Origin of the sequence: Bacillus sp. CFBP9009, from assembly GCF_036541465.1 — a bacterium.
In the GTDB taxonomy this organism is placed as follows: Bacteria; Bacillota; Bacilli; order Bacillales; family DSM-1321; genus Peribacillus.
This window is the reverse complement of sequence record NZ_JAZHFU010000025.1, coordinates 1-12080: the sequence shown is the minus strand read 5'-3', so window position 1 is coordinate 12080 and position 12080 is coordinate 1. Positions and strand designations below refer to the sequence as shown.

Here is a 12080-nt window from a genome sequence, read left to right as displayed (position 1 = left end):
ATAAAATCTCAAATGAGGACGTGAAAATCGCCAGCATGGATATTATCCAGTTGGCGATTTTAGTTCATGAATAAGGAGGGACCAGTATGACCGTTTCTAAATGGAAGAGTGGGATATTGGTTTTAGTAGTCAGCCTTTTATTTCTTTCGACAGATATAAGGATGGTTTCGGCGGGTGAAAATCATGATCAGCTTTTTGTTTATATTGGCGATAGCCTAATGAAGGTAAAATCCGGAAACCTTGAGGAAGTATCGAAAAATATCGATCTATTCGAGAAAGATTGGAAAACGATCAAAACGGAAAGCGAAAGTGCGAGGAAAGTCGACGAGCGACTATCTGCCGTAAAAACTGCTGTGAGCGGCCAAGCCTCCACAGATGAAATCAAGAAGCGATTATCGGCATTATCAAGTACTCTTGTTATTTATGATACCAAGGAAAACCCTGTTGATAAGACGGACTATAAAGAACGGTTAGAAGCGATACTTCCTTTAATAGGTGAGTTGGACGCTTCGATAACTGAAGGTGACTTTGATCAAGCTAAAGTTCAATATACCGATCTCCTGAATCAATGGACCGAAGCAGAGGTCATTGTCAGGGAGAAAAGTGTAGCTACATATGGTGAAATTGAAACGAAAATGGCCTTTGTACGAATAGCGGTTACCCAAGACCCGCCTGATGCGGAAAAAGCCAAAAAAAATCTAACTGAATTGAAGGGTCTAATCGAGGATTTCCTTGCTGGTAAAGTTGAAGAAGGGAGCCAGAAGAATACCTATTCACTTGGGGATGTAACGCAACTTTTACAAGGAAGTGCAACGGATATTGAAAAGGATGACATCGATTCCGCCGTTGATCAGCTAAATGAAATTTTAACAATTTGGCCTAATGTCGAAGGGGAGGTTTCCACAAGGGACAGCAAGCTTTACAGCGATATGGAAACGAAAGTCCCTACCGCTATCAGCCTTTTGCAGTCGAAAAAGGTAAAGGCGGAGGAAGCGAAGGAAATCGTATCCGATTTAAACACAAGGTTACTCCCTTTAATTGATGATACGGGTTATACAACATGGGATGCCGCGCTGATCCTTTTACGGGAAGGGCTGGAAGCACTCTTGATTGTAGCTACATTATTGTCTTTCCTAAAGAAAATCGGGCAAGCGGACAAACAAAAATGGATTTGGACAGGGGTTGGTGCGGGTTTAGTTGCCAGTTCCATATTGGCGGTCATAATTAATATCGTTTTCTCTCAGATCACGGCTGCGTCAAGCCGGGAATATATTGAGGGAATCACAGGGATTATAGCAGTATTGATGATGTTGACAATTGGTCTTTGGCTTCATAGTAAATCGAATGTCCATGCATGGAACCGGTATATCGACAAGCAAATGAACCAAGCCATTGCGACGGGAAGCATCATCTCTTTCGCTTTAATCAGTTTTCTATCCATATTCCGTGAAGGTGCCGAGACCATTATCTTTTATGCTGGAATGGCTCCTTATATGGAATTAAAGCAGCTGCTGAGCGGTATTTTCCTTGCCTTCCTCGTATTGGTGATAATAGGTTTCGTCATGCTGCGCTATAGTGTGAAATTACCGATGACCCTATTCTTTAAAGTGGCAACGATACTCATATATGCCTTGGCTTTCAAGATTCTTGGAGTCTCCATCCATTCGCTTCAGGTATCGCAAATGATACAGACAAATACGATCAGCTCCTTCCCGTTTATAGAAACGATAGGTCTTTATCCAACAATGGAGACGCTGGTGCCGCAAGCTGTATTAATTTTGCTGATTGCATTGGCCACCATTTGGGTCAAAAAGAGTAATTCCTTACGTACAACTGAATAATATAATGGGACTGACGCATGTCAGTCCCATTTATGTATGGTATTAGCGAATAGATCGGCGATAGGAATATTGCTTCCATTGATAAAGGATAAAGCAGCCGATGCAGAATCCAAGGATGGCTATGAGAGAAGCCAATCCGACCATCAAGGTGAATATATAACCGGTAACATTCCAACCCAGCAAAAAAGATATGAATCCAAGTCCTAAGCAAACGACAGCTATGGCTTGGTTGAATTGTTGCTGTGAATGATCTTCAGGAATATAATCGGAGGGTTTCTTTTTAAGAAAGAGCTTGGCTAGACGCATCACTGGATTGAAATTAAAGAGAAGACCTAAAAGTCCTGCAGTTAAAGGAATCACTAATATCCACATTTGTCCCGTTAATAAGGCGGTGGCTACGCTTAACAAAATGACCCATTGATTCGTTCGTACTAAAGGACGGGGAATGGAACGAATTTCACTCGTCATACTAATACCAACCTTCCTGATATGTTTTATTTATATTTTATCTTTATTTTAAACACTTGTGAAGTCGAACAAAATAAAGACAAAACCTTATTTATAATAATTTTAATTTAGTATTGATTATCATTACGAAAGTAGTATAATATGTATAACAAGCAAATAAAGTGAGGAGGACAGTAAATGATAGCAAAAGTTTGTGGAACATGCGGAACACCAATAAAAAAGCTAAAGCATTCTGCCCTTTGCCAATGCGGTCCTAAGATATTGAGCAATCAATTCTCAGTTAAAACAAAAAAATAAAATCCCGTGGAATAGATCATAAATTAAACCATTAGTCGGTTTGAGTTTGTAGACAAAAGGGGTTCCATCTTAATTTTTAAACAAAGTTGATTGGAGCGGGTGTTCGAGACTCCTGCGGGAAAAGCGTGTCCAAGGGAGACCCCGCAGGCGCAAGCCGAGGAGGCTCCCGGACCGCCCGCGGAAAGCGAGTGCCCTAGTTCCAATCAGCGTTCATATTTTATACACTCTCAAAAAAATGTAGGCAATCTTAATTAATATCAAGTTTGTCTACAGTCTGAACCGATTATTCAATTAATCGGTTTTTGTTTTTCCAATGAAGGGTAAAGAGGGTAATAAATATTTTTCATTTCAATTAAAATAATGTACGATTAGGGAATAGAATAAAACGTCATGGAGGAAAAGACATACTTTCAGTTTGTCAAACCATCACGTGACGGTTAGGAGGGGTTATGTTGGGAACGAGACTTTAAAAATTGGCGAGTTGGCGGAAATGGCGAATGTTACGAAACGAACTGTAGATTATTATACGAACCTAGGCTTGCTTAAAGCAGAACGTTCCGCCTCTAATTACCGTTATTATTCAGTCGGTGAAATTGAAAGGCTTCGCCGTATCGAGGGATACAAAAGAGAAAACCTTTCATTGGAAGATATTAAAGAATTACTTAAGAAGGATAAGGAAGCCGCATCAGCAATTGAGGAAAAAGGTCTTCAACTCAAGAATAAAATGGATGGCCTGAACGAGGAACTTCAGGAATTCATCAGCTTGATTGAAAAGGACGGAAAAAGTGAGCTTCTTATAAAAAAACAGATATCCCGCGAAAGCATGGCCTTAATCCAATCATTGCTAGTGTTGCTGGTATGATTAAAATTTATCCCTATAGTTTTATGCACAAAGGTGCATATTAACGATATAGGCTAAATGGTTTTGATAAGGCAAAAATCGCTTTTTGAAACGAAAATAACCATTTATACAGGAGGTGCTTGGGATTTAGCCGTACATGTCTAATCCGAAGGTCAGAAGGATGGGCACAATATGGCGAACCCGCACATATTGGAGATATTTATAAAATTATTAGCAGTAGCTGTATTGATAGCATTAACCGCATTTTTCGTTGCATCGGAATTTGCAATCGTGAAAGTCAGAAGTTCCCGAATCAATCAGTTGATTGAGGAAGGGCATAGAAATGCCCTTGCAGCCAAGAAAGTGACATCACATATCGATGAGTACTTATCTGCCTGTCAATTGGGGATTACGGTAACCGCCTTAGGTTTAGGGGTATTGGGTGAACCGACGGTCGAGGCGATCTTAAAACCATTGTTCACTAAATGGGGATTAGAGGAGTCCGTAAGTCACATCATCTCGTTCCTGATCGCCTTCGGTTCTGTAACATTCCTTCATGTTGTTGTCGGCGAACTCGCACCGAAAACGGTTGCGATTCAAAAGGCAGAAGAGGTAACCTTGCTATTTGCAAAGCCGTTAATTCTCTTTTACCGCATTTTGTACCCATTCATTTGGTTACTGAATGGTTCTGCACGTCTCCTGACGGGCATGTTCGGTTTAAAGCCTGCATCTGAGTCCGAAATGGCCCATTCCGAAGAAGAGCTGCGCATCATTTTATCGGAAAGCTATAAAAGCGGTGAGATCAATCAATCGGAATACAAATATGTCAATCAGATATTTGAATTTGATGAGCGCATTGCCAATGAAATCATGGTTCCGCGTACGGAAATGACCGTTATCGAAAAGGGCATGCCATTATTGGAAGTAGTTGAACTGATTCAGGAAGAACAATACACTAGGTATCCGGTCATAGACGGTGATAAAGATAATGTCGTGGGAATGGTCAATATCAAGCGACTTTATACAGCGACGATTACAGAAGATAATGTAACAGCTTTGACGGTGGATTCATTTGTAACACCCATTATCCGTGTTCTTGAAACGATCGCCATTCATGATCTGCTGCTGAAAATGCAGAAGGAACGGATCCATATGGCTGTTTTGACTGATGAATATGGCGGAACTGCCGGTCTTGTTACGGTTGAAGACATACTTGAAGAAATCGTCGGGGAAATCCGTGATGAATTTGACCAGGATGAACGTCCGCTCATTCAAAAGATTGATGAGGGGCATTATGTATTCGACGCAAAAACATTGGTTGAAGATGTCAATGATACCCTTGCAATCAATTTGCCAGAGGAAGATATCGATACATTGGGAGGATGGTTCCTGACAGGCAGATTCGAGATTGCTGTCGGGGATAAAATCGAATACGCCGGATATGAATTTACTGTAAAGGAAATGGACGGTCATCATGTTTTATATGTTGAAGTGAAGAAGATTAAATAAAACAGGATTACAACAAAGCCGAAAGTGGAAACTTTCGGCTTTTATTATGTAAGAATAAGTCTATTCGGTGTTTATAACAATGGTCAAGGCAGACTGTTACTTAATTGGAAAATGAATTCATTTAAAATAACACAGTAGATAACAATTTAAGCTTGGAAAATGTTAAAATTGACTTTGAGCAATGAATCTATCTATATATCATTTTAGAGTTTCAAAGAATATAAGGAAAATTCATCAAAAGTAATACTAATGATAGTATTAAGATTTATTTTGCAAAGCCGTTTATCGCGAGCTGGTATAAATAAGTATTGAAGGTGGGCGGAAAAATGGGTTTTAAGAAGAAGCAAATGTTGGGATTTGGTTTGATCTTGCTTTTCTTGGCTATTTTACTTTCTTTCATGATGGTTACGCTTAACAATTTAAAGAGCAACATGACTGAAATAGTTGAAAATCGCTATGAAAAAGTTTCAGCTTCGATGGAAATCCGTCAGCTTTTTTCCAGGTCGGACCGTGAGATCCTGTTTGCAGCTAATGATGCAAACAAAGAAGAAAGAGCAGAGAGCCTCGAAATCATCAATGAGAATCATAGTTTGATTGAATCAAAAATTGCCGGGTTATCAGGTTCGTTAAATAAGGCGAAAGCAAAGCAATTATTGAAAGAGTTCGAGACTCAATATGCTTCTTACTCCATAACGGAGGCTGAAATCATCCAAAAGATAAAATCGGGAACCTCTTCGGATGATCTTTCAAGCCTGATGGAGGACCAAAGGGAAAAACGAACGAAAGTCATCAGTACGATGGATGAATTTAAGGATTACCAAGAAGGTGTCATGAACGATACCTTAAACAATTCGAAACAAACCTATGAAGATATGATCGGTTTTGTAATTTTTGCGGTTATTCTCAGCATTTTGGTTATTTCCGTAACGGTTGTTTGGATGATCCGCAGTACATCGAAAGATCTGCAATCGATTACGAAGGTCATCAAAAATATCGATTATAAAAATTTATCGGTCATACCAAGAGTTCCGGTTCGGACTACTGATGAAATTGGTGATATAGCGAGATCGTTCAACGAAATGGCGGGATCGCTTGAAATCTATAATCAAAAAGAGAAAGATTTCACCGAAAAGATCAGTGAACAGAACTGGATCCAGACCCGTGTTGCAGATATAGCTACGATGTATCAGCGCATTGTTGATGTGGAAGTTCTGGCTGACCGGTTCATTACAAGACTTGCACCGATGATGGGAGCTTCAATTGGAGCTTTTTATGTCAAACGGGGCGAGGGCGTGGATATGCGTTTTGTGAAGCTTGCCAGCTTTGCGGGAGATGGCGAAGATTCAGGCAGACGTGAATTCCGTCTCGGTGAAGGTTTGATCGGACAATGCGCCCTTGAAAAAAAATCGAAAGTCATTGAAGATATCCCTGAAGATTTTCAAGTGGTTACGACAGGATTGGGGGAAGTCAACCCGAAAAGCATTGTCATTGCGCCGGTCGTTTTTGAGGATGAAGTGGTCGCAATGGTTGAACTGGCGAGTTTGGAGGCATTTACGAAGCTGCAAAAAACTTTCCTGAACCAGGTTCTTGATACTCTTGGCATCACGATTAATAATGTAGAGGGCCGGATGGAAATAGAGCGTTTATTGAAAGAATCACAGGCTCAGACCGAAGAGTTACAGGCTCAATCGGAAGAATTGCAATCACAGTCAGAGGAAATGCAAGCCCAATCGGAGGAACTGCAAACACAGGCTGAAGAATTGCGAATGATCAATGAACAATTAGAAGAAAGAAATCGTGAAACTGAAGAAAAGTCGAAAGAGCTTCAAGTCGCAAAACTGAATCTTGAAAAACAAGCGGAAGAATTAAAGTTAAGTTCCAAATATAAATCCGAGTTCATGGCAAATATGTCCCATGAATTGCGGACACCGCTCAATAGTATCCTGATTTTATCAGAAATGCTTTCAGATCCGAATGATAGTAAATTAAATGAAGAGCAACAGGAATTCGCTCGTGTCATTAACTCATCAGGTCAGGATTTATTAACGTTGATCAATGACATTTTGGATTTATCGAAAGTCGAAGTCGGAAAGCTTGAAGTGGTCTTTGACGAAATGAATTTGAGTGAGCTTCCAGAGCAATTGCACCGTAATTTCGATCATGTAGCGAAGAAAAAGAACATTGACTTTATAATAGAAAAAAGTAAAAACGTTCCGGATATTTTTTTTACGGATGAACAGCGCTTCCAGCAAATTTTGAAAAACCTATTATCCAATGCATTTAAATTCACGGAAAAAGGTTCTGTGTCTGTCCAAATCAAAAAAGCTGATGAAGAAAATGTAGCACAATGGATACAGACAAAAGGAGCTAGCAATTGGGTTGAAATTAAGGTGACGGATACGGGCATCGGAATTTCGAAAGAGAAGCAAAAACTTATCTTTGAAGCGTTCCAGCAAGGTGACGGAGCTACAATGAGAAAATATGGCGGTACAGGACTAGGTCTATCGATTTGCCGGGAGTTCGCCAAACTTCTGGGAGGCTGGGTCATTGTAGATAGTGAGGAAGGGCAAGGCAGTACCTTTACTTTCTTTATTCCAAGCATGCCAGAGGGCTTCAAAAATGTCGGCGAAGCAATGGCTGCTTCTCCAGAAGTGGCAGCAGCCAACCACGATGATTCTGCCGCGCCTTTTGACGGTCAGGGAGAACCGGATGTAGTTATAGTGGATGAAGAAGATCGGGATAAGGCCAAACCATTCTGCAATAAAACAGTACTGGTCGTCGATGATGATCACCGTAATATATTTGCTCTGAAAAATGCGCTGAAGCATGAGGGGATGGAAATCCTTACAGCTGAAAACGGCTATGAATGTTTGGAACTCCTTGAAAAAGGAAATAATATAGATGTTATTTTGATGGATATCATGATGCCAGGCATGGACGGATACGAAACGATGACCAGAATTCGCGAGCAAAGTAAGTTCGAGGATCTTCCAATCATCGCGCTAACTGCGAAAGCGATGAAAGGCGACAGGGAAAAGTGCTTGAAGGCCGGCGCTTCCGATTATGTCAGCAAGCCTTTAAAATTGGATCAGCTGCTATCCGTCCTAAGGGTATGGCTGACTAATTGATTGATAGTACGGGTAAGGAAGGTTTTTCATGAAGGATACTTTAACGATTGAAGAAAGAGAAGACTTGGAAATCGAATTATTGTTAGAGGCCATTTATTCCGTTTCGGGCTTTGACTTTCGCAAATATATGCGTTCTTCAATAAAAAGAAGAGTTGAAAATAGAATGAGACTGGACCATGTTCGCAGGATCAGCGGAATGATTGAAATGGTTTTATATGAAAAAGGGTATGTCGAGAAGCTATTGAGAGATTTTTCAATAAATGTCACTGAAATGTTTCGAGATCCGGATTTCTTTAAAGCCTTTCGTTTAAATATTGTACCGCTCCTGAAAAAACTTCCTGAAATCAGAATTTGGCACGCGGGATGTTCAACCGGTGAAGAAGCCTTTTCCATGGCGATCATCCTCAAGGAAGAAGGACTTTATGATAAGGCGAGGATTTATGCCACTGATATGAATGATGAAGTCCTCCGTCATGCGGAAAAAGGAATATTGCCTTTAAATAGAATGCAGTCTTATACGAAAAACTATTTGCAAGCTGGAGGCAACCAGGAATTTTCGGAGTATTATACAACCGATTATCAAAATGCTTATCTTGATTCGAATCTCCTTAAAAACATTGTGTTTTTCCAGCATAATTTAGTTACTGATGGTTCGTTCAATGAGTTTCATATCATCATGTGCCGGAATGTGATGATTTACTTTACCGGTGAATTGCAGACCTATGTAAATCAGTTGTTTTATGACAGCCTTTGTAAAGACGGCTTCCTTGCGGTTGGCAGCAAGGAAACACTTCATACATCATCCTTTTCGGAAGATTATGAGGACTTTGATTCAAAGGAACGAATTTATCGGAAATTGTAAAAAGAAAGAGTTCGCATATAAGCGGACTCTTTCTTTTTAATTTAGTGCATTATTTTTCGTTTTTTTTTCATTTCTATGTTTAAGGTATTGAAAGAAGGGGTATAAATAATGAGTTGGTCTCCATGTAGAATAACTGCCGTGGTTTATTATTATTAAAAGAGACTGAACTTCGTTATAATATAATAGGAAAATCCCTATTAAGGGAGCTTTATGAAAGTACTGATCCATATAAAAAAGATAAATGTTGCCGCTCGATATAAGCCAAAAGGGGAATGAAAGAATGACGATTTTAATCGTAGATGATAACCAGGTTAACCTTTTCGTTATAGAGAAAATTCTAAAACGAGCTGGCTATACGGATTTTCTATCATTAACTTCAGCTGTTGAGATGTTTGAATATTTACAGGTGGATAGTCCGCAACCTAAAGAGACTTCAGTTGATATCATTCTGCTCGATATCATGATGCCGGAGATCGATGGGATAGAGGCGTGCAGGAGACTTCAAAGCATTCCTCACCTTAGAGATATACCCGTAATTTTTGTGACCGCCCTTGAAGATTCAAACAAGGTTGCCGAGGCACTTGATGTTGGCGGAATTGATTATATAATGAAGCCTATCAATAAAATAGATTTACTTGCGAGGATTCGCGTGGGGTTAAGACTTAAATATGAAAAAGATTGGCATAAAATGCAGGATGAAAAAATCCGCAATGAATTGGATCTTTCCATGCAGGTTCAAAGCGGTTTATTAAGTGAACCCATTATAAATGACCACTTAACTATAAGGGCATCATACTTACCTGCGAATAAATTGGCAGGGGATATGTACTATTGGCACCGCATCGATGAAAGTCGGTATGGGATCATCCTGCTGGATATGATGGGGCATGGCATATCCGCCTCACTTGTGTGCATGTTCATTTCCTCCGTATTGAGGGATGCCATCAGGATACATACGGATCCAGTGGCAGTAATAAACGAAATGAATCGCTGGATGAGTACCCTTAATAAAGAAGATAATCCAGTGCATTATTATTTTACCGCGATTTATATGGTCATTGATACAGAGCAAAAGACTGTGGAATATGTGAATGCCGGACATCCTCCGGGCTTTGCTTTAATGGACGATGGGAAAGTGGTCTCACTTTCAAAAGGGACATGTCCTGTTGGGTTCTTCACCGAAATGAAAATAGAGAAGTCCGTCATTCATTATGAAGAGAAGATTCAGCTCATGCTATTTACGGATGGAGTCATGGAAGCGATAGATCGAGAAGGGACGGAAGGACTCGACCAAATAAAAGAAGCGGTCTCGACGAGATGGTTCGATTGTAAGGAATCTCCCCCTATCGACTTTTTGATGTCCCCGGAAATGCAGCAAGATCAACCTGATGATATGTGTGTTGTTGTTATTCAAGCAAATTGAACAAGGAAGAGGCGGCAGGTTATCTGCCGCCTCTTCTCTATAAAAGGGGGGTATATGAAATGAGAATGTGTTAAGAGAGTGAATCATATATTCGGCTATTTGCAGTTAACGGTCATTTTTTAATTTACCAATGCCATCTTGGAGATTGCCTTTTAATTTATCGACTTTACCTTCTGCTTGTAAGTGAGGATCATTTTTCGCGTTTCCGACTTGGTCTTTCGTTTCACCTTTAACTTTATTTACAGCACCTTTTACTTTGTCTGATAAACCGCTCATTATGTTACCTCCTTTTTCTTTATATACTGTATATACCCATGAAGTGTATGGGTAAACCTGAATTATATGGAGAAAGGAGTTTAAGAAGCGATTATAGCCCTTTTACTTAACCTTTGAATGAACTGATATGACCGTTCAATGATATGATCTTTGTCATGATCCAACGAGGCCACATGATATGAATTTTCAAGGGGCGACATCTCCTTATCCCCGGACATGACCGTATCGTAAATCTGGTAGGAACAAGAGTCTGGTACAACGTGATCTTCTGGAGAATGGAAGATAAGTATCGGGCACGAAACGTCTATTAGTTTTTGACTGGCATGTTCCATTATATCAAGCAATTGATTAATCGCTTTTAACGGAACCTGGTCATATGTGATTTCTTTAGTTGTATCGTCTTTTATGTCAGGTTTGCCCTCAGGAACGAAGCGTGGAACCGATTGGTTACGGTATATTTCATATTCAGGAACTTGGAGAGCGGCATTGATGGTGAGAATTCCAGCACAAGCCACTTTTGTCGCTAAATCGAGAACAAGGGCACCCCCCATTGATTGTCCGATGGCGAATACATGGGTGCAGGTTCGTTTTAATTTTGCATAAGCCATTTCAACATCTTGTATCCATTCCTGATAATGACTCGCTTCCATTTCATATTCATCCGTCCCGTGGCCCGCCAGTCGAGGAGCGAAGACAGTAAAGCCTTTGGCGGCGAATTTTTCACCTAAATACCTTACGCTTTGTGGCGTTCCGTTAAAGCCATGGCAAATAAGAATGCCGATAGAATTGCCGGGTAAGAAAAAAGATTCCGCACCTGGTATTACCATTGCTGCTGTCATAATCCCATCTCCTTTAATTAGCTATGTTTTATTGTATGAAATTAAAATTAACTATTCCGATTATTTTACTTGGTTATATAATAGCATAATGAAAATTGTGAAGTCAACTTGGTTATATGTCAAATTTCATTATTAACAGGCATTAAAAAAAGGATACAAAGATACTTATTAGGTCTATCCCGTGTGTGTTGCCATTCTTACCATTATATAAGTACTGTCTTGGCATTGCTGATAAAACTGAAGAAGCTAATAACCGGTTGTATGGTATAAATAAAAGAAAAGGAAAAAAAGCGTTGACTTTAAACTGAAATGGGATTAATATAAATAAGCACCAACTAAGACAAACGAAAAACTTCATCGCTTTTGGCTGATTGCTGAAAGAAATAATAACTATTGACTTCTTACTATGAAAATGATAAGATGAAATGGTCGCTGAAAAACACAGCGATTTAAAATAAGTTAAAAACTTCGCAGAAGTTGACAACTAATCAATAAGATGTTATGATGAATAAACAGCCGTTCGCAAGAACGATTGTGAAATTGCTCTTTGAAAACTGAACAAAACAAAGCGCCAACGTTAAATTTTAAGTGAGCAC

9 protein-coding genes are annotated in these 12080 nt (G+C 39.7%); 6 read left to right on the top strand and 3 right to left on the bottom strand.

Annotated elements, in window-relative coordinates; all coding sequences use genetic code 11:
- Window positions 1-86 precede the first annotated feature (86 nt).
- Window positions 87-1841, top strand: coding sequence for an FTR1 family iron permease (locus V3595_RS26555; RefSeq protein ID WP_485910789.1), 1755 nt, complete (start codon window positions 87-89; stop codon window positions 1839-1841).
- A gap of 42 nt (window positions 1842-1883) precedes the next feature.
- Here the strand turns inward: V3595_RS26555 and V3595_RS26550 are convergent, their stop codons facing one another.
- Window positions 1884-2309, bottom strand: a complete 426-nt coding sequence (locus V3595_RS26550) for a DUF4395 domain-containing protein (RefSeq protein ID WP_137019300.1) — start codon at window positions 2307-2309, stop codon at window positions 1884-1886.
- Window positions 2310-3036: 727 nt separating this feature from the next.
- Here V3595_RS26550 and V3595_RS26545 point away from each other — a divergent pair.
- From V3595_RS26545 to V3595_RS26525, 5 genes are all read left to right on the top strand, one after another.
- The gene (locus V3595_RS26545) at window positions 3037-3468 is read left to right on the top strand and encodes a MerR family transcriptional regulator (RefSeq protein WP_485910787.1); all 432 of its coding nucleotides are present in this window, start codon (window positions 3037-3039) and stop codon (window positions 3466-3468) included.
- A gap of 171 nt (window positions 3469-3639) precedes the next feature.
- On the top strand, window positions 3640-4956 hold the full coding sequence (locus V3595_RS26540; protein ID WP_485910785.1) for a hemolysin family protein: 1317 nt from the start codon (window positions 3640-3642) through the stop codon (window positions 4954-4956).
- A gap of 326 nt (window positions 4957-5282) precedes the next feature.
- Entirely contained in the window at window positions 5283-8084 is a 2802-nt protein-coding gene (locus tag V3595_RS26535; RefSeq protein ID WP_485910783.1) for a response regulator, read from the top strand.
- Between the two features lie 28 nt (window positions 8085-8112).
- The gene (locus V3595_RS26530; RefSeq protein ID WP_137019304.1) at window positions 8113-8946 is read left to right on the top strand and encodes a CheR family methyltransferase; all 834 of its coding nucleotides are present in this window, start codon (window positions 8113-8115) and stop codon (window positions 8944-8946) included.
- A gap of 280 nt (window positions 8947-9226) precedes the next feature.
- On the top strand, window positions 9227-10369 hold the full coding sequence (locus V3595_RS26525; RefSeq protein WP_485910781.1) for a PP2C family protein-serine/threonine phosphatase: 1143 nt from the start codon (window positions 9227-9229) through the stop codon (window positions 10367-10369).
- A 105-nt stretch (window positions 10370-10474) separates the two neighbouring features.
- On the opposite strand, the gene V3595_RS26520 is transcribed toward V3595_RS26525, so the two are convergent.
- Together V3595_RS26520 and V3595_RS26515 are read right to left on the bottom strand one after the other, a co-directional pair.
- Window positions 10475-10645, bottom strand: coding sequence for a CsbD family protein (locus V3595_RS26520; RefSeq protein ID WP_098866101.1), 171 nt, complete (start codon window positions 10643-10645; stop codon window positions 10475-10477).
- Between the two features lie 80 nt (window positions 10646-10725).
- A complete protein-coding gene (locus V3595_RS26515) occupies window positions 10726-11484 on the bottom strand; it encodes an alpha/beta hydrolase (RefSeq protein ID WP_485910779.1) in 759 nt (252 codons plus the stop codon).
- Window positions 11485-12080 lie beyond the last annotated feature (596 nt).